General features: G+C 59.5%; 25 protein-coding genes. 16 read left to right on the top strand and 9 right to left on the bottom strand.

Annotation, left to right across the window (positions count from 1 at the left end; genetic code table 11):
* The first annotated feature begins 37 nt into the window (after window positions 1-37).
* The 4 genes from AC1DUP_RS27285 to modC all read left to right on the top strand — a co-directional run bounded on the left by AC1DUP_RS27285 (window position 38) and on the right by modC (window position 3,768).
* Window positions 38-637, top strand: a complete 600-nt coding sequence (locus AC1DUP_RS27285; RefSeq protein WP_477835800.1) for a nicotinate-nucleotide adenylyltransferase — start codon at window positions 38-40, stop codon at window positions 635-637.
* A gap of 494 nt (window positions 638-1,131) precedes the next feature.
* Window positions 1,132-1,923, top strand: a complete 792-nt coding sequence (gene modA, locus AC1DUP_RS27280) for a molybdate ABC transporter substrate-binding protein (protein ID WP_113310213.1) — start codon at window positions 1,132-1,134, stop codon at window positions 1,921-1,923.
* A gap of 76 nt (window positions 1,924-1,999) precedes the next feature.
* Window positions 2,000-2,701 carry a molybdate ABC transporter permease subunit gene (gene modB / locus AC1DUP_RS27275; RefSeq protein WP_113300787.1) on the top strand — a complete coding sequence of 234 codons (702 nt, stop codon included), beginning with the start codon at window positions 2,000-2,002 and terminating at the stop codon, window positions 2,699-2,701.
* Entirely contained in the window at window positions 2,698-3,768 is a 1,071-nt protein-coding gene (gene modC, locus AC1DUP_RS27270; RefSeq protein ID WP_113310214.1) for a molybdenum ABC transporter ATP-binding protein, read from the top strand. Before modB ends, modC begins: the two co-directional genes overlap by 4 nt.
* On the opposite strand, the gene AC1DUP_RS27265 is transcribed toward modC, so the two are convergent.
* Window positions 3,769-4,146, bottom strand: coding sequence for a winged helix-turn-helix domain-containing protein (locus tag AC1DUP_RS27265; protein WP_113300789.1), 378 nt, complete (start codon window positions 4,144-4,146; stop codon window positions 3,769-3,771). It abuts the gene before it with no gap.
* A gap of 209 nt (window positions 4,147-4,355) precedes the next feature.
* Between AC1DUP_RS27265 and rsfS the strand changes: the two genes are divergently transcribed.
* The 6 genes from rsfS (at window position 4,356) to AC1DUP_RS27235 (ending at window position 10,097) form a co-directional block, all read left to right on the top strand.
* A complete protein-coding gene (rsfS, locus tag AC1DUP_RS27260; protein WP_113300790.1) occupies window positions 4,356-4,799 on the top strand; it encodes a ribosome silencing factor in 444 nt (147 codons plus the stop codon).
* A gap of 118 nt (window positions 4,800-4,917) precedes the next feature.
* Window positions 4,918-5,400 (top strand): 23S rRNA (pseudouridine(1915)-N(3))-methyltransferase RlmH, encoded by a 483-nt coding sequence (rlmH, locus tag AC1DUP_RS27255; protein WP_113300791.1) that lies wholly within the window; start codon window positions 4,918-4,920, stop codon window positions 5,398-5,400.
* A gap of 153 nt (window positions 5,401-5,553) precedes the next feature.
* Window positions 5,554-6,963, top strand: a complete 1,410-nt coding sequence (locus AC1DUP_RS27250) for a murein hydrolase activator EnvC family protein (protein ID WP_113310250.1) — start codon at window positions 5,554-5,556, stop codon at window positions 6,961-6,963.
* Entirely contained in the window at window positions 6,953-8,275 is a 1,323-nt protein-coding gene (locus tag AC1DUP_RS27245) for a S41 family peptidase (RefSeq protein WP_113300792.1), read from the top strand. The genes AC1DUP_RS27250 and AC1DUP_RS27245 overlap by 11 nt, the downstream gene beginning before the upstream one ends.
* A gap of 76 nt (window positions 8,276-8,351) precedes the next feature.
* Window positions 8,352-9,551, top strand: coding sequence for a divergent polysaccharide deacetylase family protein (locus AC1DUP_RS27240; protein WP_113310215.1), 1,200 nt, complete (start codon window positions 8,352-8,354; stop codon window positions 9,549-9,551).
* Between the two features lie 12 nt (window positions 9,552-9,563).
* Complete coding sequence (locus tag AC1DUP_RS27235; protein ID WP_477835794.1) at window positions 9,564-10,097, top strand: RNA pyrophosphohydrolase; 534 nt, start codon at window positions 9,564-9,566, stop codon at window positions 10,095-10,097.
* 88 nt (window positions 10,098-10,185) lie between these two features.
* On the opposite strand, the gene bfr is transcribed toward AC1DUP_RS27235, so the two are convergent.
* The 5 genes from bfr to AC1DUP_RS27210 all read right to left on the bottom strand — a co-directional run bounded on the left by bfr (window position 10,186) and on the right by AC1DUP_RS27210 (window position 17,002).
* A complete protein-coding gene (gene bfr, locus AC1DUP_RS27230) occupies window positions 10,186-10,671 on the bottom strand; it encodes a bacterioferritin (RefSeq protein WP_113300795.1) in 486 nt (161 codons plus the stop codon).
* Window positions 10,637-11,023, bottom strand: a complete 387-nt coding sequence (locus AC1DUP_RS27225) for a (2Fe-2S)-binding protein (RefSeq protein WP_113310217.1) — start codon at window positions 11,021-11,023, stop codon at window positions 10,637-10,639. Before AC1DUP_RS27225 ends, bfr begins: the two co-directional genes overlap by 35 nt.
* Before the next feature lie 96 nt (window positions 11,024-11,119).
* Window positions 11,120-14,602, bottom strand: a complete 3,483-nt coding sequence (locus AC1DUP_RS27220) for an error-prone DNA polymerase (protein ID WP_115036056.1) — start codon at window positions 14,600-14,602, stop codon at window positions 11,120-11,122.
* Window positions 14,599-16,047: a Y-family DNA polymerase gene (locus AC1DUP_RS27215; RefSeq protein WP_477835865.1), complete on the bottom strand. Its 1,449-nt coding sequence runs from the start codon at window positions 16,045-16,047 to the stop codon at window positions 14,599-14,601. The genes AC1DUP_RS27220 and AC1DUP_RS27215 overlap by 4 nt, the downstream gene beginning before the upstream one ends.
* 10 nt (window positions 16,048-16,057) lie before the next feature.
* The gene (locus tag AC1DUP_RS27210; RefSeq protein ID WP_477835791.1) at window positions 16,058-17,002 is read right to left on the bottom strand and encodes an ImuA family protein; all 945 of its coding nucleotides are present in this window, start codon (window positions 17,000-17,002) and stop codon (window positions 16,058-16,060) included.
* Window positions 17,003-17,163: 161 nt separating this feature from the next.
* Here AC1DUP_RS27210 and AC1DUP_RS27205 point away from each other — a divergent pair, with 161 nt between their 5' ends.
* Window positions 17,164-17,601 (top strand): metallopeptidase family protein, encoded by a 438-nt coding sequence (locus tag AC1DUP_RS27205; RefSeq protein WP_113300799.1) that lies wholly within the window; start codon window positions 17,164-17,166, stop codon window positions 17,599-17,601.
* Window position 17,602: 1 nt separating this feature from the next.
* Here AC1DUP_RS27205 and AC1DUP_RS27200 read toward each other — a convergent pair whose 3' ends face one another.
* Window positions 17,603-17,809 (bottom strand): DUF1737 domain-containing protein, encoded by a 207-nt coding sequence (locus tag AC1DUP_RS27200; RefSeq protein ID WP_113300800.1) that lies wholly within the window; start codon window positions 17,807-17,809, stop codon window positions 17,603-17,605.
* On the bottom strand, window positions 17,809-18,714 hold the full coding sequence (locus AC1DUP_RS27195) for an HpcH/HpaI aldolase/citrate lyase family protein (protein ID WP_477835788.1): 906 nt from the start codon (window positions 18,712-18,714) through the stop codon (window positions 17,809-17,811). The genes AC1DUP_RS27200 and AC1DUP_RS27195 overlap by 1 nt, the downstream gene beginning before the upstream one ends.
* 113 nt (window positions 18,715-18,827) lie before the next feature.
* Between AC1DUP_RS27195 and AC1DUP_RS27190 the strand changes: the two genes are divergently transcribed.
* From AC1DUP_RS27190 to leuD, 3 genes are all read left to right on the top strand, one after another.
* On the top strand, window positions 18,828-19,064 hold the full coding sequence (locus AC1DUP_RS27190; protein ID WP_113300802.1) for a hypothetical protein: 237 nt from the start codon (window positions 18,828-18,830) through the stop codon (window positions 19,062-19,064).
* 108 nt (window positions 19,065-19,172) lie between these two features.
* Window positions 19,173-19,592, top strand: a complete 420-nt coding sequence (locus AC1DUP_RS27185) for a VOC family protein (RefSeq protein WP_113300803.1) — start codon at window positions 19,173-19,175, stop codon at window positions 19,590-19,592.
* 132 nt (window positions 19,593-19,724) lie between these two features.
* Window positions 19,725-20,333 (top strand): 3-isopropylmalate dehydratase small subunit, encoded by a 609-nt coding sequence (leuD, locus tag AC1DUP_RS27180; RefSeq protein WP_113300804.1) that lies wholly within the window; start codon window positions 19,725-19,727, stop codon window positions 20,331-20,333.
* A gap of 62 nt (window positions 20,334-20,395) precedes the next feature.
* Here the strand turns inward: leuD and AC1DUP_RS27175 are convergent, their stop codons facing one another.
* Window positions 20,396-21,328 (bottom strand): pyridoxal-phosphate dependent enzyme, encoded by a 933-nt coding sequence (locus tag AC1DUP_RS27175; protein WP_477835785.1) that lies wholly within the window; start codon window positions 21,326-21,328, stop codon window positions 20,396-20,398.
* 181 nt (window positions 21,329-21,509) lie between these two features.
* Here AC1DUP_RS27175 and leuB point away from each other — a divergent pair, with 181 nt between their 5' ends.
* Both leuB and lpxE read left to right on the top strand, forming a co-directional pair.
* A complete protein-coding gene (gene leuB, locus AC1DUP_RS27170; protein WP_113310225.1) occupies window positions 21,510-22,622 on the top strand; it encodes a 3-isopropylmalate dehydrogenase in 1,113 nt (370 codons plus the stop codon).
* A gap of 260 nt (window positions 22,623-22,882) precedes the next feature.
* Window positions 22,883-23,617, top strand: a complete 735-nt coding sequence (gene lpxE / locus AC1DUP_RS27165; RefSeq protein ID WP_477835783.1) for a lipid A 1-phosphatase LpxE — start codon at window positions 22,883-22,885, stop codon at window positions 23,615-23,617.
* Window positions 23,618-23,625: the final 8 nt, after the last annotated feature.

Below are 23,625 nucleotides of genomic sequence, written 5' to 3'. Positions count from 1 at the left end.
CGTGACCACGGAGCATATAGACCGGCGTTATCTCCGCATGCCGCATAGCGAACGCGGCATGATCGTCGGTCTATTCGGCGGCTCGTTCAATCCGCCACATGAAGGCCACGGCCTAGTCGCCGAAATCGCCATCCGCCGCCTGGGCCTGGATCAGCTCTGGTGGATGGTGACTCCCGGCAATCCGCTGAAAAGCCGCAATCATCTGGCACCACTTTCGGAGCGTTTGGCGCGCAGCGAAAGCATCGCCACCGACCCGCATATCAAGGTCACCGCCTTCGAACAGGCATTTGGTGTAAGCTACACGGCCAATACGCTTGCCCGCGTGAAGGCGCGCAATCCGCATGTGCATTTCATCTGGATCATGGGCGCCGACAGCCTGGAAAATTTCCATCGCTGGCAGAAATGGCAGAATATCGCGCGAACCTTCCCGATCGCTGTCATCGACCGGCCAGGCTCGACGCTTTCTTACCTTTCCTCGAAAATGGCCAAGACCTTTGCCTTTGCCCGAATCGACGAAGATGATGCCCGTGTTCTCTGGAAGAAGCGGGCGCCCGCCTGGACCTTCATTCACGGTCCTCGCTCGACTTTGAGCTCGACGGCCATCCGCAACGGCGATCAGCACAAGGCCGCAGAATAAATCGGTTTGTTTGAAAGTTCCCAGAAATGAAAAGCCCGACGCGGGAGGAGGTGCGTCGGGCTTAAAACTTGATCGACAACTGGGAGGAGGAGTGTTGTCGATCCTATCGGACGGCTATGGGAGGAGGAGAAGCCGTCGGATGATTGTCATTTAGCACATTTGTTCAGAAGGTGAATATATACCGGTGCATTGCAGCAATGCAAAAAATGCAAACCTCCGCGGAACAGATCGAATTCGCTGCCGGTTTAATCAGCAAAAGCAGATTGATCCAAACTGATCGGCCAGATCTCTTGCTGTTTGCCAAGCAGAAGCGCCACATTTTTGCCTCACGAGCTCTCGCTTTGGCGGGAGCCATGCACCTCACGAATGCGTGAAGAGGCGACCCCGGGAAATTGCGGCTCCGCTATCGTTATGTTTTATGAAATACAACTCTAGCCAAAGCTCACACGCCGTTATATTCGTCTAAATATTTCGAACTTCGGAGTGAAGAAATCATGCAGAGCCGCCGCCACTGGATGAAACTGGCAACTGTCGCGATCTCGGCCATCTGGCTTGGCGCAGCAGCGCTTTCGACGTCTGCCGCAGCCGCGGAAAAGGTAACTGTCTTTGCCGCGGCAAGCCTGAAGGATGCGCTTGATGCCGCCAACGCGGCCTGGGCCAAGGAAAGCGGCAAGGAAGCCGTTGCCTCCTATGCAGCAAGCGGTGCGCTGGCCAAGCAGATCGAAAATGCCGCCCCCGCTGACGTTTTCATTTCTGCCGACCTGAACTGGATGGATTACGTCGCCGATAAAAAACTGATCAAGCCGGACACACGCTCCAACCTGCTCGGCAACCGCCTCGTCCTGGTTGCGGAAAACGGCAAGCAGAAGCCTGTCGAAATAAAGTCCGGCTTCGATCTCGCCGGCCTCATCGGCGACGGTAAACTCGCCATGGGTGAGCCGAAGTCGGTTCCGGCCGGCAAATACGGTCAAGCGGCGCTCGACAAGCTCGGCGTCTGGAAGTCTGTCGAAACCAAGGTTGCCTATTCGGAGAGCGTGCGCGCCGCCCTCGCCTTCGTTTCCCGCGGTGAAGCACCTTTCGGTATCGTTTACCAGACGGATGCCGCTGCCGATAAGGGCGTTGCGATCGTCGGCACCTTCCCGGCCGAGTCCCACCCGCCGATTATCTATCCGATCGCTCTCCTCGCCGAGAGCAAGAATCCGGACGCCGTTGCCTATCTCGACTTCCTTAAGTCGGACAAGGCAGCCTCCTTCTTCACTGCACAGGGCTTCACCATCCTGAAATAATCCCGCAATCTGCGGTGAGAGCTTAGCGTGAAGGCTCGCTTCGGCGGGCCTTCGATGTTTCGGGAGAAGACAACGTTTGAATATGTTCGGCTTGAGCGATGAGGAGTGGACGGCAATCCTGCTCAGCCTGCGCATTTCCTTCGTCGCCACGGTGGCGGGCCTGCCACTCGGCATCCTCATCGCCCTGCTGCTCGCCCGCGGCCGCTTCTGGGGCAAGTCCATAGTGAACGGCATCGTTCACCTGCCGCTGATCCTGCCACCCGTCGTCACCGGCTTCATCCTCCTCATCCTTTTCGGCCGGCGTGGCCCGATCGGCAGCCTGCTGGATCAATATCTGGGTATCGTGCTCTCCTTCCGCTGGACGGGTGCGGCGCTCGCCTGCGGCGTTATGGGCTTTCCGTTGATGGTGCGCAGCATCCGCCTGTCCCTCGAGGCCGTCGACCGCAAGCTCGAGGAGGCGGCCGGTACACTCGGCGCGAGCCCGACATGGGTTTTCCTGACCATCACGCTGCCCCTGATCATTCCCGGCATCATTGCCGGCATGATCCTCTGCTTTGCCAAGGCGATGGGCGAGTTCGGCGCCACCATCACCTTCGTCTCCAATATCCCGGGCGAAACGCAGACACTGTCTGCGGCCATCTATACCTTTACACAGGTGCCGGGCGGCGATGCGAATGCCATGCGGCTCACCCTCGTTTCCATCGTCATTTCCATGCTCGCGCTCCTCGCTTCGGAATTTCTTGCCCATCTCGCCGGCCGGAGGATCGATCCGGAATGACGCTCATCGTCGAAGCAAGACATCGTCTCGGCGCCTTCGCACTCGACGCCGCCTTCACCTCCGAGCGCGGCGTGACGGCGCTGTTCGGGCGATCCGGCTCCGGCAAGACCTCCATGATCCGCATCATCGCCGGCCTCACCCGACCGGCAGAAGGTCGTGTCCTGCTTGGTGGCGAGGTGCTGATGGATACGGCAAAGGGTACCTTTATTCCCCGTCACCGGCGCCGTTTCGGCTATGTCTTCCAGGAAGCGCGGCTCTTTCCGCACCTGAGCGTCCGGGCGAACCTCTCGTACGGCCGCTGGTTCGCGCCGAAATCCACACGCGCCGAAAATTTCGATCGCGTCGTCGACCTGCTCGGCCTCGGTCAATTGCTCGCCCGCAGCCCTTCAAAGCTGTCGGGAGGCGAGAAGCAACGTGTGGCGATTGGCCGTGCACTTCTTTCCTCACCCCGTCTGCTCCTGATGGACGAGCCGCTGGCAGCACTGGACGAAGCCCGCAAGGCCGAAATTCTGCCCTATCTCGAGCGCCTGCGCGACGAGATGGATATTCCGATCGTCTATGTCAGCCACTCGATTGCCGAAGTAACCCGCCTGGCCAACAAGGTCGTCGTCATGCGCGACGGCAAGGTCGAAGCGGCCGGCCCCGCTGTGGATGTCCTCAGCCGTTCGTCACTTCTTCCGGAGGACCGAAAGGAAGCCGGTGCCGTGCTGGAGGGCACGGTCGAGAGCGTCGATCCGGCCAACCGAATCGCAACGGTGTTGCTGAAGGCGGGCAGACTCTATGTTCCAGGTGTCGCGCCTGCTGCTGGAAAGCCTGTGCGCATCCGCATCCCCGCGCGCGACGTGATGCTGGCAACACAGAAGCCGGAAGGATTGAGCGCTCTCAACATTTTGGCAGGAACCATCACGCAGGTGTCGCCGGTGGAGGAGGGTACTGTCGAGATCCGCCTCGATTGCACAGGCGACGCCATACTTTCGCGCATTACCGCGTTGTCCTGCGAGCGCCTGGGCCTGCATCCTGGCATGGCGGCCTTCGCGGTCATCAAGACGGTTGCGCTGGAAGGCTGATCAGCTTTGGCCTTCGTGCTGCAGATTGCGGTTGTTCTGCAGCCAGACGAGATCGTCGGCAAGGCTGGCGCGCACCGTCTCTTCCATTTCGCGAAAGCGCGCCAGCAGTTCCTCCCCGAATGGCGTCAGCGCCGCTCCCCCACCCTTCTGGCCGCCGCGCTGCGACTCCACCACCGGGGCCTTGAACATGCGGTTCATCTCGGCAACCAGCATCCATGCGCGGCGATAGGACATGTCCATTGCCCGACCGGCCGCCGAGATCGAACCTGTCTCGCGGATATGCTCGAGCAGTTCCATCTTGCCGTGGCCGAGGCGATCGTCGTCGGGGAAGGTGATTCGCAGGACGGGTGTGAGCGGATTTTTGGTGGTTTCGGTCATATCGATCGGGATTTGCAGAAGTCAGCGACACTTTACGCCCGACCGCTGACGCTGTACACAGCCCCTCCATCTCGACCGAGGGTCGAAATCTCGATTTCGTGACGCCAAATACGGCTTTCGGCCGTTCGCGCGCTGCGCCGCGTCTTGAAACATTAATAGTTTGATGCCTATCTTAACCATGATCCGGTTCTATCGGATCTGTGTTGTGCATGGTTTGTCATTCCAGGAAAGGGAAAGCACTGACAACAGTACACGCCAAGGGAAAAACGCTGGCCGTTATCCCGAAGAGTGCAGAACGTGGCGCCGATGCCGCTGCCCGTGCTCTGGACGCCGTCCTCGTGAGCCTCGAGGATTCCAAAGCTGAAGATATCGTCACCATAAACATTGCCGGAAAATCGGCGCTGGGAGACTACATGGTTGTCGTCTCCGGCCGCTCGAACAGGCATGTCATGGCGATCGCCGATCATCTTCTGACTGATCTCAAGGACGAGGGCTTCGGTACTGCCCGCGTCGAAGGTCAGGAAGGTGGTGACTGGATCCTGATCGACACCGGTGACATCATCGTGCATGTGTTCCGTCCCGAAATCCGCGAGTTCTATAACATCGAAAAGATGTGGGCGGCTCCGGATATGGACGAAGAAACCCGGCACTGACAGGCAGCCAGGCATTCGTCCGGCGCCTGAAACGTGGTAACTGACCGGGCCGGCTTTCGATAGCCGGCCGGAAAGTCCACGCTGCGCTTCTAAAGCGCGGCATAGCAGGAGCGGAGGAATGCGGATTGGTCTTTTTGCGGTGGGACGGCTGAAGTCCGGCCCCGAAAAGGATCTTGCGGCCCGTTATTTCGACCGTTTTGCGAAGGCCGGTCCCGCCGTCGGCCTCGAATTTTCTCGTATCGCCGAAGTGGCCGAAAGCCGCGCTTCAAATGCGGAGACCCGCAAGCGTGAGGAAGCGGCAATATTGCTGAAATCGCTTGCCGAAGGCAGTATCCTCGTTCTCCTCGACGAACGCGGCAAGGCGCTGGACAGCGAAGCCTTCGCCAATCTTCTGGGTGGCTATCGCGATCAGGGCAAGCGCGACCTGACGATCGCGATCGGCGGCGCCGACGGCCTTGATCCTTCCCTCTACGACCGGGCCAACATGACGATCTGCCTTGGCAAGATGACATGGCCGCACCAGATTGTTCGCACGCTGATTGCCGAACAGCTCTACCGCGCTGTCACCATCCTGTCCGGCCACCCCTATCATCGCGTCTGATACAGCCGAAAATGGTCACGCAGCCGTGTTTTGCGTCCGGCCCCTTCTCCTTCAAACTTTCTGGTCAACAGCCCCAAATCAGCTTAGGTTCCGGGCGATTTGAACGAGTAAACCCCGACACGCATGACGAGAGCTGCCCCCAAGCGATCCCGCCTGTTCCTGCCGGCCGTTGCCGCAGGGCTCGGCGCGGCCAGCATTGCCATTTCGGGAAACCCCTTTGCTGTAATGGCGCAGGATGCTCCGCCACCGCCTGCCGCTGCCGAAACAGCTGCTCCCGCAACACCCGCCGAACAGCAGCCGCCTGATCCTGCCGCTGAACTTGCGAAGAAGCGCGACGAGACGAGAACCCAGCTGGAAGCGCTGTCGAAGACGATCAGCCTTTCCTCCGACAAGGTGACCGAGCTTCAAAGCAGCATCGGCAATCTGGAAAAGAGCACCGCGAGCATCCGCCAGGCGCTGATCGAATCCGCTGCGCGGCGCAAATCCCTGGAAGGCAAGATCCTCGAAAGCGAAAAGAAGCTCGCTGAGCTCGGCGTCAAGGAAGACGGCATCCGCCGCTCGCTGCACGAACGTCGCGGCGTCCTTGCTGAGGTTCTCGCCGCTCTCCAGCGCATGGGCCGCAACCCGCCGCCCGCCCTTCTCGTCAGCCCCGACGATGCACTTGCCTCCGTTCGCAGCGCCATTCTGCTTGGCGCCGTAGTGCCCGGCATCCGCAACGAGACGGAAAAGCTGGCGGCTGATCTTGCCGGCCTTGCAGCACTGCAGACGGCAAGCGCCAAGGAGAAGGAAGGCCTGACCACCACCATGGCAAACAGCCTGGAGGAGGAACGGCGCATGGACCTGCTGCTTGCCGAAAACGACAAGCTGAGCCGCTCCAACGCAGCGGAGCTGGGAGCCGAAAAGCAGCGCTCAGAGGAGCTGGCGAGCAAAGCGACCACACTGGAAAGCCTCGTCGCCTCGATGGAGACGGAGATCGCGTCGGTGCGCGACGCCGCGGCTGCCGCCCGACAGGCGGAGGAGAACCGCAAGCTTCTGACGGACGAACAGCGCGCCCAGGCAAAGGCCCTTGCCGACAGCGGTGTGCCCGATAAAAACCGCATTGCGCCCGCATATCCCTTCGGAGAATTGAAGGCGAAACTGGAGCTGCCTGTGGCAGGCGATACTCTGCGTCAGTTCGGCGATGCCGACGGCACCGGACACGAGGCCATGGGAATGACGGTCGCGACCAACCCGGAAACGGTGGTGACGGCCCCTGCTGATGGGCTGGTGGTTTTTGCCGGTGCTTTCCGCAGCTATGGCCAGATGATCATCCTCGACGCTGGCAACGGATACCACCTGGTTCTTTCAGGCATGGATACGATCAACACCCGTCAGGGAAAATTTGTTTTCTCCGGCGAGCCCCTGGCCGTGATGGGTGCGAAAAGAGTGGCAAGCGCAACAGCATTGGCGCTGGAAACAGATCGGCCAACGCTTTACATTGAGTTTCGAAAGGACGGTAAACCGGTCGATTCCCGACCGTGGTGGACCGCCAAAGACACTGGAAAGGCACGCAATGATTCGTAGGGCTTCTCTTGTTCTGGTCGGCGCACTGATGGGCGCGACCGCCATGAGCGTCATTTACTCGGCAGGTGTGCCTGCAGAGGCGGCGGGAGCATCGACCTATAAGGAGCTTTCGGTATTCGGTGATGTCTTCGAACGCGTACGTGCGCAATATGTGACGCCGCCGGCCGAGGACAAGCTGATCGAAAGCGCCATCAATGGTATGCTTTCCTCGCTCGATCCGCATTCCAGCTACATGAATGCGAAGGACGCCGAAGACATGCGCACCCAGACCAAGGGTGAGTTCGGCGGCCTCGGTATCGAAGTCACCATGGAAGACGAGCTCGTCAAGGTCATCACCCCGATCGACGACACCCCGGCTGCCAAAGCCGGCGTTCTAGCCGGCGACTACATCTCGGAAATCGACGGCCAGTCCGTTCGCGGCCTGAAGCTCGAAGACGCCGTCGAGAAGATGCGCGGCGCCGTCAACACGCCGATCAAGCTGACGCTCATCCGCAAGGGCGCCGACAAGCCGATCGAACTGACGATCGTACGTGACGTCGTTGCCGTTCAGGCGGTCAAGTCGCGCGTTGAGGATGATGTCGGCTACCTGCGCGTCATCTCCTTCACCGAGAAGACCTATCCAGACCTCGAAAAGGCGATCCAGAAGATCAAAGCGACCGTTCCGGCCGACAAGCTCAAGGGCTTCGTCCTTGACCTGCGTCTCAACCCCGGCGGTCTGCTCGATCAGGCGATCAACGTTTCGGACGCCTTCCTGCAGCGCGGCGAAGTGGTGTCCACCCGTGGCCGCAATCCGGACGAAACCCGCCGCTTCAACGCTGGCCCGGGCGATCTGACGGATGGTAAGCCGCTGATCGTCCTCATCAACGGCGGCTCGGCTTCGGCATCGGAAATCGTCGCCGGCGCCCTGCAGGATCTGCGCCGTGGCACCGTTCTCGGCACGCGTTCATTCGGCAAGGGCTCGGTCCAGACGATCATTCCGCTTGGCGAAAACGGCGCGTTGCGCCTGACGACGGCGCTCTACTACACGCCGTCGGGCCGCTCGATCCAGGGCACCGGCATCACGCCTGACATCAAGGTCGAGGAGCCGCTGCCCCAGGAATTGCAGGGCAAGATGGTAACCGAAGGCGAATCCAGCCTGCGCGGTCACATCAAGGGCCAGAGCGAGACTGACGAAGGTTCGGGCTCGGTTGCCTACGTCCCGCCGGATCCGAAGGATGACGTACAGCTCAACTACGCGCTCGATCTGTTGCGCGGCAAGAAGACTGACCCGTCCTTCCCACCGGACCCGGAGAAGGCCGTCGTCGCCAAGTAATTCATCGTTCTCAAGGCCGGGCACCCGCCCGGCCTTGAGGCTTTCTGCTGTTTCCCGGTTTTGGAGTGGCAACGAATTGGGAACGGACCTGCATGCACCTCTAGGCCGCAACCGCAAGGCCACGCGAAAGCGCCCAGGCATATTGCGGATCGGACAGATTGCCGCGAGCGTCTGTCTTGTCGCGATTGGCGGCTTTTCCCTTTACACGGCATTTCGCAATGATGGCCTCGAACAGTCGAAGCCTCCGGCATCGCAGGACAGGTCTGCCGCGCCGCCGACCGATACGATCCAGGAGCCGCAGGCATCTGGCAATCAGGCTGCAAACGGCATACCGCGTTCCGAGCCGCAATCCGGCGCCAACGTAGAGCACATGGTGACCGGCGACGGTTCCGTCGTCACCAAATACAGCCCTCGTCCACGCGACGGCAGCGGCCCGGTTCTGGTCGATGCCACGCAGAGGGGACAGGATCCGCGTATGGCGGCCATCCCCAACGACAATCTCATTGAAGATACGCCCTTCGGCCGCCTACCGATCACAGGTCCTGATGGCCAGCGGGCGATGGATCAATATGCGCGGCCATGGTCCGGCACGCGCGGCACCCGCATAGCAATCGTCCTCAGCGGCCTCGGTCTCAGCCAGACTGGCACGCAGCGCGCCATAAAGCAATTGCCGGAAGAAATCACCTTTGCCTTTGCCGCCAGCGGCAACAGCCTGCAGCGCTGGATGCAGGATGCGCGGCGCGGCGGCCATGAAATATTGCTGCAGGTGCCGCTGGAGCCGTTCGATTATCCAGCTAACGATCCGGGACCGGATACGCTGCTGACGTCGAAGCCCGTGACGAGGAATATCGAAAGCCTGCACCGGGCGATGGGCGAGATCACCAACTATACCGGCATCATGAACTATCTGGGCGGACGTTTCCTCTCCGATCCCAAGGCCATGGAACCGGTCATGCGGGACATTGGCAAGCGCGGTCTGCTCTTTCTCGACGACGGCACTTCGGCGCAATCCAAGACCGCCGTGGTCGCCAAGGGCACGGAGCTTCCTTACGCCTTCGCCGATCTGCAATTGGACAGTCAGGTCGATGTGAACACCATCCTGCAGAAGCTCGATGAACTTGAGCGCATCGCCCGCCGTAATGGCCAGGCGATCGGCGTCGCCTCGGCTTTCGACGAGAGCATTGACGCGATCTCCAAATGGAGCGAGGAAGCGACCATGCGCGGCATCGAGATTGTCGGCATTGCAGCGCTCGTCAATGACCCCAAGAATCCCTGAGCGGAGAAACCCATGAGCCAGGCGACCGTAAGAGCCGAGGATCTGCCCTATCGCCCCTGCGTCGGCGTGATGATCCTGAACCGTGAGGGCCTGGTCTGGGCTGGACGACGCATTCCCGACGGCAATTCCGAATATGACGGCTCTCCCCAACTCTGGCAGATGCCGCAGGGCGGCATCGACAAGGGCGAAGACCCGCTGGAGGCGGCCTATCGAGAGCTTTATGAAGAAACCGGCATCAAGACCGTGACCTTGCTCGCCGAGGCGAAGGACTGGATCAATTACGACCTGCCCCCGCAACTGATCGGTATCGGCCTGAGGGGCAAGTACCGCGGCCAGACGCAGCGCTGGTTCGCCTTCCGCTTCGAGGGCGACGAAAATGAGATCGCCATCAACCCGCCGCCCGGCGGCCATGAGCCGGAATTCGACGCCTGGGAATGGAAGCCGATGGAAGACCTGCCCGGCCTGATCGTTCCCTTCAAGCGTGCCGTCTATGAGCGCGTGGTGGCGGAATTCAAGCACCTCCCCGGCCTGATCCCCGAGGATTGAGCGATCGGCCAAACCGGCGGATCAAGGCTCCCAAATGAAACCGGCCGCCTCAAGGGCGGCCGGCTGAACTTCCATTACCAGTGGCAGGTTATTCGGCTTCGTTGGCCGAGTCCGCGTTGAGCTGTCCGTACTTCCCTTCACCGATCTTTCCGAGGAGGTCGAGCTGCGTCTCGAGGAAGTCGATATGACCTTCCTCGTCTGCCAGCAGTTCTTCGAAAAGCTTCATGGAAACGTAGTCGCCGGCGTCATGACAGATGTCACGCGACTTCTTGTAAGCGGCGCGGGCGTCGTATTCGCCGGCAAGATCCGCCTCCAGAACTTCCTTGACGTTCTGACCGATGCGCAGCGGCGCGAGTGTCTGTAGATTGGGATGGCCTTCGAGGAAGATGATACGCGCGACCAGACGGTCTGCATGATGCATTTCTTCGATCGATTCGGCACGTTCCTTCTTGGCGAGCTTGGTGTAACCCCAGTCCTCGAGGAGACGATAGTGAACCCAATACTGGTTGACTGCGCCGAGTTCTAGAAAAAGGGCCTCGTTAAGCCGCTCGATGACTTTTTTGTCGCCTTTCAATGTCCGCTCTCCTGTTTTCCTCGTGGAATTGTTTCAAGCGAGACATGAAATCAAATATTTCGGTCTCCGTCGAGTGGCGACGGGCGTGATAATCTTCGGTTGTCTGGATGATGATATCGACAACATTGGGGAAGCAACCACAGCAACGGCCACGCTTGGCCATGGCGTGATAGACCTTCGCAGGCACGATAAGCTGCCAGCAATCCTCATCGAGAAGGTTGTTGATAACCTCCCGGATTTCCTTGTCGGTTATGTAGTTGCAACTGCAGACGAGCACGTCTTCATTCCAAACATGACACTTACTATCGTGTTTTCTGCAAAAGAAGATAGGAACTGTCAAGAAAATTCGCAATCGAAACCGTTCACTGTTCCGCAGTCAACGATCACACGCCGGTGAGCCTATGCCTAAGCTCTTGAGAAAGATGACGATCGGGGATTCAAGGGCGTGTCAGTGGAAATTGCGGCCACGCGGCATTACGCTTGCCGTCTCGGCGATATCGCCACCCCTACCCCTCTCCGACGAGCGCCCGTCTGCGATCTTTCTGACCAACCCCTCTCTTGCCAGTGCATCCGCTTTTTTCTGTTGTCTATGATCCTGGGTTGGCCGCAAGACCTCATCCGAACGCTCGCTAACGCCGAAGCGTTTCGTCTCCCGCTGAAGGATGCCGAGCAGCGGTGTCATATCTTCGATATGTTCGACGACGGTATGGATGACACCACTATGGCTTTGCAGGCGGCCATAGATCTTCACCAGCCGCGCGCCCATGACGACCGAGCGATATTTGTCGAACATCTTTGACCACACAATCGCATTGGCAACACCGGTTTCGTCCTCCAGCGTCATGAAGATCACGCCATTGGCCGAGCCCGGCCGCTGGCGCACCAGCACCAGCCCTGCAATCGTGACTCTCCGTCCATTTGGGACTCGAAGCAGATCGACATTGCGCGTCACGCCTGCCTTGCGAAATTCCTCGCGCAGGAAGGAAACGGGATGCCCCTTCAAAGACAGCGACAGGTAGCGGTAATCCTCGATGACCTGCTCTCCCGGCAGCATGTCCGGCAACTTTGCAGCAGGCTCGGGCTGGAGGTCGATATGGCGGACCTGTTCGAAGAGCGGCAGTTCCTCGGTCGCGCTCTTCACATCCAGTGCCCGGACCGCCCAAAGCGCCTCACGTCGCGATAGCCCGATGGACCGGAAGGCATCCGCATCTGCCAGCCGCTCGATGGCGGACTTTTGCAAGCCGGAACGCAGCCAGAGGTCACGCACTGAGTGGTATTTGTCATCACGTTTTTTTACGAGCTGCTTCATATCATCAGAGGAAACGCCCTTGATTTGCCGAAGACCGAGCCGCACAGCATGACGGGTCTTGATGACACCTCGCATCTCGCCATGGCGGAAATCGACAGCCGACCGGTCGAAGGCCGCCGCTTCCAGTGTGCACTCCCAGTCCGAGTGATTGATGTCGACCGGTAGGATTTTCACACCATGCTCACGCGCATCCCGTACCAGCTGTGCCGGCGCATAAAACCCCATCGGCTGCGAATTCAGCATCGCCGCGCAGAAGACGTCGGGATAGTAGGCTTTCAGCCATGAGGAAGCGTAGACAAGCAGCGCGAAGGAAGCGGCATGGCTTTCTGGGAACCCGTACTCGCCGAAGCCCTTGATCTGGTTGAAGCATTGCTGGGAAAACTCTTTTGTGTAGCGATCATCTGCCGTCATTCCATCGATGAATCGCTGCTCGAAATTGCCGATAGTGCCAGTCCTTTTGAAGGTCGCCATTGCCCGACGAAGCCGGTCGGCTTCTGCTGGCTTGAAACCCGCCGCGGTGATTGCGATCTGCATGGCTTGCTCTTGAAACAGCGGAACCCCCAGGGTTCTTTCAAGAACAGTCTTCAGCTCATCGCTTGGATATTCGATTGGCAGATTTTTATTCCGCAGCTCTCTGCGTTTCAGATAGGGATGCACCATGTCGCCTTGGATCGGTCCCGGCCGGACGATCGCCACTTCAATGACAAGGTCGTAAAACACCCTCGGCTTCAGGCGCGGCAGCATGCTCATCTGCGCCCGGCTTTCGATCTGGAAGACGCCTAGTGTGTCGGCCCGGCCCATCATATCGTAAACCGGCTCGCCCTCCTCTCCGTGCTCCTTATGGCCGAGATCGGCGAGTGTTTTCTTCACGTCGTAATGCAACTCAAGCAGCGTGAAAGCTCTGCGCAAGCAGGTGAGCATACCAAGTGCCAGGACATCCACCTTGAGGATTTTGACGTTGTCGAGATCATCCTTATCCCATTCAATCATATAGCGATCCGGCATTGCCGTCTTCATGATGGGCACAACCTCATCGAGCCGGTCACGCGTGATGACGAAACCACCGACATGCTGGGTAAGGTGCCGTGGAAAGCTCAGAAGCTCAGATGCATATTTCAGTACGTTTCGTGTCACCGGATCCTTGATATCGAGGCCGGCCGCCTTCGCGTCTCGTTCCGAGAGGTTGTCCTCCGACCAGCCCCAGACGAGGCTGCTGATCGCCGACTGAACATCCTCCGATAGGCCAAAAGCCTTGGCGACCTCACGGCCAGCCGAGCGAGTGCGATAGCTGGTGACGGCAGCCGTCAGCCCGGCATGATCAACGCCGTATCTTTTATAAATAGACTGAATCACCTCTTCCCGCCGCTCATGCTCGAAATCAACGTCGATATCCGGCGGTTCGTCCCGATCCATTGAAATGAAACGATCGAAGAGGAGCGTGCTCTTTTGAGGATCGACTTCAGTAATTTCAAGGCAGTAACAAACAACCGAATTAGCCGCCGACCCTCGCCCCTGACACAGAACTTCGAGCACATGGCGGGCGTGGTGAATGATCCTGTGAACCGTCAGGAAGTAGGAGGCGTAGTTCTTGTCGCCGACGAGCCTCAGTTCGTAATCGATCTGTTTCGCCACTTTTTCAGGAACACCATCAGGATAACGTTTTACCGCACCCGCTCTTGTCAGCCTTTCGAGAGTCTCCTGCGGCGTTTCACCGGGATCATTTTCAGGTGGATAATTGTGCTTTAGCTCGTTCAGCGAAAAGCTCAGCTTGCCGAAAAAGACCTGGGTGTTCTCAACCGCGTCAGGGTAATCCCGGAAGATCCTGGATATTTCACGTGAATCCTTGAGATACCGCTCTCCATTCGGCGCTAGAAGGAATCCGGCTTTCGATATCTCCACATGCTCCCGGATTGCGATGACGATATCCGAAAGCGGTCGGCGCTCGGGGTGGTGATAGAGCGGTTGATTGCTTGCAATCAGCGGCACGCGATTTCGAGCAGCAAGCATGGCAAGCACCGCAAAAGCCTGCCGATCACGACCGTCATAGGCCGGCGACAGCGCCATGAAAAATGCCTTGCGAAAGCGTTTGCGAAACCGCTCGAGATAATCTTCGAATTCCGGCTGTTTGGTGATGTCATTCACAATGGCTCGCTCGGGGACGAGAGCAAGCATCATCTCATCGCCCCATTCCATGAGCTCTGCTTCCGTCAGGATGCAGGTTCCCTTGACCGATTCTTCCTTCAGGTTGCCGGCGCTGAGCAGGCGACAGAGGTTTGCCCAACCTCGCCGGTTGCGCGGATAGGCAAGGATATCAGGCGTTCCATCGCAAAAGACGAGGCGGGCGCCCGGCTGAACCCGGATAGAATCGAGGATCACCTCCTTTTTTCCTTCCTTCTTCGCCTGGGCCAGAACTTCATCTCTGTTCTTGTATCTCTCCTCAAGCTGCTCTGCCTGCGCATGTGCTCGCACCACGCCGGCAACCGAATTCCGGTCTGCAATACCGAGGCCGCCGAGCTTCAGGTAAGCGGCCTGCACGACCATCTCTTCCGGCTTCGACGCGCCTTCGAGGAACGAGAAATTCGTCCTCGTGCCGATCTCAAAGAATGCGGATTCGGGCCTCATGCAAAGACCCCATGCATGAACCAGCGGGGATCGAATTCCTGACCATAGAAGCCGCGGCGATAGATCCAGAAGCGGTGCCCGTTCTCATCCTCGATCCGGAAATAGTCGCGCGCCTCGGCACCATCTCCGTCGATCCACCATTCCATGGCAATCCGTTCCGGTCCTTCACTTCTTGCCACCTGATGCTGCAGACGTCGCCAGCGGAAAATCTGCGGCGGACCGTCAGGCACTTCGGCAAATACGACCTCGACAGGTTCCGGTGTTGCAAAGAGCCGCAAGGGGCGCTCCTGACGGAAAGGAAGAGCGCTTTCCTGCTCTGCCTTGCGCCGTGCAGGAAGGCTCTCCATTGCCGGCACCGTGATCACGGCGCGCTCCGGCACATGGCTCTCGCGAAGCTGGAAGCTTTGCAGGCAGTCCGCACCAAGCCGGGCCGCAACACGGTCGACAAAGCTCGAAAGCGAGATCTCCCCCTGCCGGTCGCCCTCGAAATCACCCTGCGTCTCCTTGAACGGATCATGCCGCAGCACATTCAGGCGCAGGATCTCGAAGCCATAGCCGGCATCGAGATCGTCATGGATCACTTGCAGCCGCTCGGAAAAAAGGCCGGCAACGAGTTTGGGCTCGCGAAGCGGCTGCGAGGCGCCGACGGAGATGCGGAAAACCCTGCCGTCGACGCGAAACAGCACCAGCTCGAACACTCGCCCGCCGGCTCCACGCGCCTCCAGCGACGGTTTCAGCGACACGGCGATCTGGCTGGTGACGGCAAGGATCTGTTCTTCCGTTCCGATCGGTTCGACCAGGCGGCGTTCGGACGAGAGGCTGGCGATGGGAAGCCGGGGGGAGATCGGCTCCTCCTCGCGACCCAGTGCTTGATCGAGGCGCAGAAGCAGTGTCGGTCCGAAGCGGCGGGTCAGCGGCGCCCGCGGCGCATGAACGATATCGCCGATATATTTGAGGCCGAGCTTCTTCAGGGCATCGACGGTCTGACCTTCCAGTCGGAGGGCTGCGACAGGCAGCGGCATCAGCATGCGCTCCGTCTCCTCATCCTCCACCACGCCGCCCTGTCCGAAGCGGGAGACAGCCCAGGAAAGGCCCGGTGATGAGGCGATCGCGCCACGCGCATCGAGCCCCATATGGAAGAGCCGCGACAGGATATCCCTCAGAAGCGCCTTTTCGCCGCCGAAGAGATGGGCACAGCCGGTAATGTCGAGAAATAACCCGTCCTTGCCATCGAGCGCCACCATCGGTGTATATCGGTCGCACCAGTCGGCGATCGCTTCCAGCAGCCGGCGGTCGGCCGCCAGATCCTCTTCCACGACATCGAGCGCTGGATACATGGCGCGCGCTTCGGCAACGCCCTGTTCCTTCCTCAGCCCCAGCCTCTCGGCGAACTCGTCCAGCGCCGTCAGCCGCATGGCATTGTTGAGCTTGCCCGAACAGACGATCGGTGACGCTTCAGGACGCCCTTTCGAACGCCAGGAGAGACCCCATCGCCTGCGTGCGATGCGGTCCGTCGCCAGATGTGGAAAGCTGAGCGCCAGAATGCGCTGACTGTTCGCCTGGAGGGCGAGCGAAGCTTGGTTCGTCGACGGGGAGAAATTCGCGTTCATGGGGGTTCCACTCCAGAAGACAGGAGAGCGGGGCCGGATTGCGGCTCTTCTCCAGCGTAAGACGGAAAATCGGATTGCCGATGCTGCCGGCAAATTTTGATCCATCCGGCAACGATCGCAGGTCAGACGGCGCCGGCTCGACATGCAGACGGAAGGCAGCGCTGCTCGCCTCCTCCTCCCCGGCCTGGCGGACGAGAAAGAGCGGACGCCGGACGGCGCGCGCCCTGAGACTGAGCCTCCGGCTTTCGGTCAGGCCGAAATGCAAGGGATTGCCGCGCATTTCGAAGACGACAGCCGAGAAGGCAGCACTTTCGATGGCCGCTTCCGCCAGCCAGAGCGCATCCTCCAGCTTGCGCGGCGCGGCATGGAAAAACCTTTCCGGCTTCAGCCCGAAATCCTTCAGCCCCGGAGCATAGGGGCGACCCGCCTCCAGTGTGCCGACGGCATCACCGATCCAGAGCAGCGGCAGCAGCCTGCCGGCATCCTCCTCCTGCCTCTGCAGCCGTGCTGCAACGGCCATCGCCAAGCCGCTTGCCGCTCCCGCACCGCGGGAGCCTGCCGCGCGGAACTCGGTAATCGCATCGAGCTGCAGGCCGCCTTCCAAGGCGTCATCGAGTAATCCCACACCGAAAGGCAAGCGTGGCAGAATGCGCTCCTGCCGCCTCTCACGTCCTTCTGCAAAGGCTTCCCGTTCCGCCGCGGCAAGCGCCGGTGCGGGTTTTCCCTCCAGTCGGGCAATGGTTTCGCGGAGCGCAAAAAGCCGCTCGCGCGCCAGGGCGGTCTGCGCCATGGCGTTCTCTCCATCCGTATTGTTCCTGTTATGTTCTTATAGATTCCAGAGCTCTAATGAAGAGTCAACGGCCATTTTATAAGAATTTATTCCTGCCTTTGATTCCGCACTCGAAAATCGGCGATAAAGGTTCTATATGGGCCGCAAAGGAAGGAATATTAATGGCCCGCATAGACCAGAGCGATGATTGGGGGGACCGCCATGCGCCGACGATCAGCACCTTCGAGTCGCTGGCAATGGAGGCCTATAGCCATCTGCCGGACGAATTTCGCAAGCTGACGACCAATCTGACCATCGAAATCGAAGACTTTCCCGATGACGAGGTCTTCGAGGATATGGCGCTGGAAACACCTTTCGACCTGCTCGGTCTTTTCGAGGGCCGCGGCATTTCAGAGCGTTTCACCCTGGAAACCGGCGAGATGCCGAACCGCATTCGTCTCTATCGCCGTCCAATCCTCGACTACTGGGCAGAAAACGACGAGACGCTGGGTGACATCATCACCCATGTGCTGATCCATGAGATCGGCCACCACTTCGGCCTCAGCGACGATGACATGGAGCGCATCGAGGCAAGCGCCGAAGAGGCTGCTGAACGCTGACCTATTGCTCGGACAGCTTCATGTCCGGGTCATAGTCCTTGCCCTCGACCTCCTTGACGACAGCCTGGCCGCACTGCATCTGGCCGGTCGCAGCGTTGAAGGCATAGGTGGGCGAGCCGGACATTGACCAGCCCTTGTTCAGCGCCGCCGTCACCTTGTGGCAGAAGGAAGCGTCGTCGGGACCGGTCAGGAAGCGGTAGAGTTTCATCAGGCGGGCTTTCTTGCAGAAATCAGGTGCGCTTTATGAACCAGAGCCTCGGCCTGGACAAGATGCAGCCGCTCGATCATCCGCCCGTCCGCATTGATGACGTTCAGCCCCTCGGCAGCCGGATCGGCGAAGGCGGCGATGATAGCCTCAGCCTCCGCGATTTCTTCCGCGCTCGGCCCGAAATGCCGGTTGGCGGCTGTAATCTGCGCCGGATGGATCAGCATCTTGCCCGCAAAGCCCATGGCGCGGCCCTGCCCGCACTCGGCATCGAAACCTTCCCCATCCTGAAAATCGTTGAAGACGCTGTCGAGCGCATCGAGCCCGTAGGCCTTGACCGCCAGAATGACCTGCATCAGCCAGGGTACGAGATAGGTCCGCCCAAGCTGCGGCAAGACGCCCGTCTCCTTGCGCAGGTCGTTGAGTCCGACGACGAGGCAATCGAGCCGCGATCCCGGCGTGCGGCCGGATTCGGTGATGGCTGCGACATTCAGCACGCCGCGCGGCGTTTCGATCATCGCCCAGATGCGCAGCTCCTCCGGCACATCCGCATCGGCAAGAGGATCGCTGATATCAGTGACATCCTGCGGCTCGTCCACCTTCGGCAGCAGAACGGCATCTGGCAACAGTGCCTTGACCAGTTCCAGATCCGCCAGCCCGAAGCCGGATGACAAAGAGTTGATACGGATGATCCTTTCCTTACCCTCGAGTGGCGGTCCCGAAAAAAACGTCTTCAGATTGTCGCGTGCTTCCGCCTTTTTTTCAGGCGTGACGGAATCCTCAAGATCGAAAATTACCGCATCGCAATCAAGGGAATGGGTCTTTCTAAGCGCCCGCACATTGATGGCGGGTACGCTCAGCACAGAGCGGCGCAGACGCAGGGAACGGAGAGGTGGTGTTCGGCTCATGGGCCATTAGTGCCAAGCTTCGCAAAGCCCGGCAAGACAACAAAAAGCCATGCTTGACTTGCAGAGAGGAAAAAGAAGGACCACATTCCTTTCCTTAGAAAGGTTTCAAACCAATGCAGAACATTCGCTCCATCTTCTTCATGCTTGCCGGCGCCACCGTTTTTGTGGCTATGCTGCTCCTCACCTTCTCGGTCACGCTCGCCGTTGGCGGCATCCTGACCGTGCTTATGGTCGGCCGCGCCCTTTCGATGAAGATGAAGCCCGCTCCCGTCCGCGCCCGCGCCCGTGCCGATGGAAAGCGCGAGATGCGCGTCTGGAACGACGGCCGCGGCACGATCATCGATCTCTGATCACTTTTCGCTGAAAATTCTGACCGACATTGTCGGCTCACGCTCCCCCGTAACGTCTTTGAAGCAGCCAGGCATTGACCGGCGTTTGAAAACAAATGGAGGATGAGCATGGATGCGACGGAAAACAGCCCGACCAAGATGCCGCCGGTCAAGAATGGCCTGCTGCCCTATCTGACGGTCGACGGCGCGCTAAAGGCTGCAGAATTCTATAAGAAGGCTTTCGGTGCAGAGGAAGCCTATCTCGTACCATCAGACGAAAGCGGCCGGACGATGCATGTGCATCTCTACATCAACGGCAGCTCGCTCATGCTGTCGGATGCCTATCCCGAATACGGCCATCCCTTCAAAGGCCATGAGGGCTTCGCCATCCAGCTGATTATCGACGATATCGATAGCTGGTGGGATCGCGCCGTCGCTGCCGGCGCCGAAGTCGTCATGCCGGTCGAGCTGATGTTCTGGGGCGATCGCTACGGCCAGCTTCGCGATCCGTTTGGCGTCCTCTGGGGTCTGAATGCCCCGTCGAAGTAAGAAGACACACAATTGGCCGGCTGCGCGAAACGTCGCGTGGCCTGCGTCAGCGAAAGATTCTTCTTCATTTCGGCTGAAAACTGGACTAGATGCAAAAATAGAAAGTACGTTTGCTGAAATGGAGCATGGGTCATGGATAAATTCGTGAAGCTCACGGGCGTTGCAGCCCCTCTGCCGGTCGTCAACATCGACACCGACATGATCATTCCGAAGGACTATCTGAAGACCATCAAGCGCACCGGCCTCGGCAAGGGCCTTTTCGCCGAAGCCCGTTATAATGAAGACGGCTCCGAAAACCCCGATTTCGTACTGAACAAGCCGGCCTACCGCGATGCCAAGATCCTGGTTGCCGGTGACAACTTCGGCTGCGGCTCTTCGCGTGAGCACGCTCCGTGGGCGCTGCTCGATTTCGGTATCCGCTGTGTGATCTCCACCAGCTTCGCCGACATTTTCTACAACAACTGCTTCAAGAACGGCATTTTGCCGATCCAGGTCAGCCACGAAGACCTCGACAAGCTGATGGATGACGCCGAGCGCGGTTCCAACGCTGTTCTTACGGTTGACCTCGAAAACCTCGAAATCACCGGCCCGGATGGCGGCTCGATCAAGTTCGGTCTCGATGAATTCAGGCGTCACTGCCTGCTGAACGGTCTCGACGATATCGGCCTGACGATGGAAAAGAGCAAGGCGATCGACGACTTCGAAAAGAAGAATGCTGCCTCGCACCCTTGGGCCGCCTGAGCAAAATCAAAATTGCTTTCGATCAAGCCGGGCTCTCGCCCGGCTTTTTCTTTGGCCGGCGATCAGAGAAACTTCTCTTTCCAGACCCTGAGCTTTTCGAGCGACACGCCGATGCCGCCGCAGACTTCGATGAGCGGATTGTCGAAGCGTGAGAGCAGGCCGGCATGCACATCGGCGACGGCAAGCGCCGCACCGCAGGCCGGCTCGACCAGGATGCGCTGCGCATCGGCAAATTTCAGGCAGGCAGCCACGGCATCGGCATCGCTGACGAGAACGCTTTCGATCGGGTGATGCTTCGGCAGGTCGAAGACATGGGGCGCCACCTGCCGCGCCCCGAGCGACGTGGCAATCGAGGTGATGGCCGGTAGCGAAATACGCTCATTGGCCTTGAGGCTGGCATTGAAAGACGCCGCCCCTTCCGTCTCGACGGCGATAACAGGCACATCGGCAAGCCCGTTCCGCTTCAACCCCTCGACAATGCCGGCAAGCAGCCCGCCTCCGCCGACACTCGTGACCACGCAATCGAATTTTGCGCCCTTCGCGACGACCTCATCGATCAACGTGGCATGGCCATCCCACAAAAGCGGATGGTCGAAAGGATGCACATAGGTTGCCTTGCGGCTCTCGGCGAGTTCGATCGCATGCGCATTTGCCTCATCAAAGACGGACCCGTGAACCAGCACACTGGCACCCGTTGCAGCGATCGTCTTGCGCACATCAGACGCCGTCGTCTCCGGCACCACGATCGTGACCGGTACACCGAGCGCCCGCCCGGCATAAGCTGCCGCAATGCCGGCATTGCCACCGGAGGCGCAGAAGATCTCACGCGCGCCGCTTTCCACCTCGTGCTGGCATAGCCGGCCGACGCCGCGCAGCTTGAAGCTGCCGGAAGGCTGCAGTGCGTCAAGCTTCAACCAAAGCGGCTTGCCGCTGGCGCTGTAATCGGGCGCTGTCTGGATGAGGGGCGTGTCGAGATGAAGGGGTGCAAAAGACATGGAAGAATATCCGGGGAAAGAAAGGAAGAGCTGTTGTTCTAGCCTGTTTGAAGGTGCGGGAGCAACCACATCAGACATCACATGACGCGGAGGCAAGCGTACCGATTCACCCCTTCTCTCGCTTGAAATGCCGATTTCCGGGGTCTAAGAAGCCGCAGCTTGTTTTTCCGCGGAGGGTTTCATGACAGTGCGCAATCTTTTCCTGCTGCCGGGCGACGGCATCGGCCCTGAAGCCATGGGTGAGGTCCGCAAGATCATCGCCTATATGAACGAGGCGATGAATGCCGGCTTCGTCACCGATGAAGGCCTCGTCGGCGGCAGCGCCTACGACGCGCATGGTGCGGCAATCTCCGAAGACGACATGAAAAAGGCACTTGCCGCTGATGCTGTGCTTTTCGGCGCCGTCGGCGGCCCGAAGTGGGATAGCGTTCCCTATGAAGTGCGCCCGGAAGCCGGCCTGCTGCGCCTGCGCAAGGATCTGGAACTTTTCGCAAACCTGCGCCCGGCGATCTGCTATCCTGCACTCGCCTCCGCTTCCTCATTGAAGCCGGAACTGGTCGAAGGCCTCGACGTCCTCATCATCCGCGAGTTGACGGGCGGTGTTTACTTCGGCGAGCCGAAGGAAATCATCGATCTCGGCAATGGCCAGAAGCGCGGCATCGATACGCAGGTCTACGATACCTACGAGATCGAGCGCATCGCCGGTGTCGCCTTTGAAATGGCCCGCACCCGCAACAACCGCGTCTGCTCCATGGAAAAGCGCAATGTCATGAAATCAGGCGTGCTCTGGAACCAGGTCGTGACCGAAACGCATAAGGCGAAATATTCCGACGTGCAGCTGGAGCATATGCTGGCGGATGCTGGCGGCATGCAGCTCGTGCGCCAGCCGAAGCAGTTCGACGTCATCGTCACCGACAACCTCTTCGGCGACATGCTCTCCGACGTTGCCGCCATGCTGACCGGCTCGCTCGGCATGCTGCCCTCGGCCTCGCTCGGAGCACCTGACGGTAAGACCGGCAAGCGCAAGGCGCTCTATGAGCCGGTTCACGGCTCGGCACCCGATATCGCCGGCAAGGGCATCGCCAATCCGATCGCCATGATTGCCTCCTTCGCCATGTGCCTTCGCTACTCCTTTAATTTGGTCAAGGAAGCAGACAACCTGGAAAAGGCAATCGCCAACGTGCTCGACAAGGGCATCCGCACAGGCGACATCATGGCACCGGGCAGCCGCCAGGTCGGCACCGTCGAGATGGGCGACGCCATCCTTGACGAGTTCAAGACCCTTTCTGCCTGATATTTCACGTGAAACGCTTTTCAGCCCTTCGCACTTCGTGCGGAGGGCTTTTTTATTGAAGCCAGCAGGTCTGGCGTTTGGCGCATTGGTCGCATGTGCCACCGCTATCGGCTCACTGCCTCGTCTCGTCCTCTCCTTCAGGAGTACGGATTGGCCATAACCAAAATTGATTAGAATTATCTGAGGAAGCCCGTTCTCTGTCGTAATCCTGTGCATTTTTACGGCCTATCTCATACCCAAGGGTTATACGGATAGTAGGAATGCGGGAACTTCTAGTCTCCTTGGACAGGCGCTGGCGCAGAAATGGGTGCGTCATGCCACCATTGCGGTGGCGCGCATGCCTTTTTATTACGCTGAACGCCGTTATCCTTTCCATGCTGATATTCGATGCGCCGATCGGGGCTGGCCATCTGCCTGAGCCTATTCAGCGTTTCGGGGAGATATTGACCGATTTCGGCGATTCCGCCTGGCTGATCCTCACCAGCGTCCTGCTCTTCTTCCACGGCAGGGCTGGCTACAAGCTTTTAAACAGCGCAAAGGCAAGAGCCCAGGCACTCTATGTGAGCTGGATCGGCGCCTTCCTGTTTACGACCGTCGTCTTTTCCGGCCTGCTCGCCAACCTGCTGAAACGCACGATCGGCCGCGCGCGCCCCGAACATTTTCAGGACCTCGGGGTGCTTTCCTTCACGCCTTTCTCCGGCCATGCAGCACTGGAGAGCTTTCCGTCAGGACATTCGACCACCGTGGGCGCCTTCTTCGCTGCCTTCGCTCTGCTCTTCCCGCGCTACCGGGTTCCCTTCATCGCCGGTGCCATCTGGCTCGGCATGACGCGTGTCATGGTCGGCGCGCACTATCCGAGCGATGTCATTGCCGGCCTCGCCTTCGGCGCCTGGTTCTCGCTGCTGACGGCAATCGTCTATGCCCGCTACGGCCTGCTTTTCAGACTTGCGCCAGATGGCTGGCCTATGTCCAAGCGATACTTCCCGGACGCATGAGAAAAAAT

Source organism: Rhizobium sp. 01L419 (assembly GCF_056400025.1).
This window is presented reverse-complemented; position numbering and strand designations above follow the sequence as displayed.

Coding starts and splice junctions, on each gene's coding strand:
- AC1DUP_RS27285 (WP_477835800.1), top strand. CDS start 38: ATGCCGCATAGCGAACGCGGCATGATCGTCGGTCTATTCGGCGGCTCG.
- modA (WP_113310213.1), top strand. CDS start 1,132: ATGCAGAGCCGCCGCCACTGGATGAAACTGGCAACTGTCGCGATCTCG.
- modC (WP_113310214.1), top strand. CDS start 2,698: ATGACGCTCATCGTCGAAGCAAGACATCGTCTCGGCGCCTTCGCACTC.
- AC1DUP_RS27265 (WP_113300789.1), bottom strand. CDS start 4,146: ATGACCGAAACCACCAAAAATCCGCTCACACCCGTCCTGCGAATCACC.
- rsfS (WP_113300790.1), top strand. CDS start 4,356: ATGGTTTGTCATTCCAGGAAAGGGAAAGCACTGACAACAGTACACGCC.
- rlmH (WP_113300791.1), top strand. CDS start 4,918: ATGCGGATTGGTCTTTTTGCGGTGGGACGGCTGAAGTCCGGCCCCGAA.
- AC1DUP_RS27245 (WP_113300792.1), top strand. CDS start 6,953: ATGATTCGTAGGGCTTCTCTTGTTCTGGTCGGCGCACTGATGGGCGCG.
- AC1DUP_RS27235 (WP_477835794.1), top strand. CDS start 9,564: ATGAGCCAGGCGACCGTAAGAGCCGAGGATCTGCCCTATCGCCCCTGC.
- AC1DUP_RS27220 (WP_115036056.1), bottom strand. CDS start 14,602: ATGAGGCCCGAATCCGCATTCTTTGAGATCGGCACGAGGACGAATTTC.
- AC1DUP_RS27210 (WP_477835791.1), bottom strand. CDS start 17,002: ATGGCGCAGACCGCCCTGGCGCGCGAGCGGCTTTTTGCGCTCCGCGAA.
- AC1DUP_RS27205 (WP_113300799.1), top strand. CDS start 17,164: ATGGCCCGCATAGACCAGAGCGATGATTGGGGGGACCGCCATGCGCCG.
- AC1DUP_RS27200 (WP_113300800.1), bottom strand. CDS start 17,809: ATGAAACTCTACCGCTTCCTGACCGGTCCCGACGACGCTTCCTTCTGC.
- AC1DUP_RS27195 (WP_477835788.1), bottom strand. CDS start 18,714: ATGAGCCGAACACCACCTCTCCGTTCCCTGCGTCTGCGCCGCTCTGTG.
- AC1DUP_RS27190 (WP_113300802.1), top strand. CDS start 18,828: ATGCAGAACATTCGCTCCATCTTCTTCATGCTTGCCGGCGCCACCGTT.
- AC1DUP_RS27185 (WP_113300803.1), top strand. CDS start 19,173: ATGGATGCGACGGAAAACAGCCCGACCAAGATGCCGCCGGTCAAGAAT.
- leuD (WP_113300804.1), top strand. CDS start 19,725: ATGGATAAATTCGTGAAGCTCACGGGCGTTGCAGCCCCTCTGCCGGTC.
- AC1DUP_RS27175 (WP_477835785.1), bottom strand. CDS start 21,328: ATGTCTTTTGCACCCCTTCATCTCGACACGCCCCTCATCCAGACAGCG.
- leuB (WP_113310225.1), top strand. CDS start 21,510: ATGACAGTGCGCAATCTTTTCCTGCTGCCGGGCGACGGCATCGGCCCT.
- lpxE (WP_477835783.1), top strand. CDS start 22,883: ATGCGGGAACTTCTAGTCTCCTTGGACAGGCGCTGGCGCAGAAATGGG.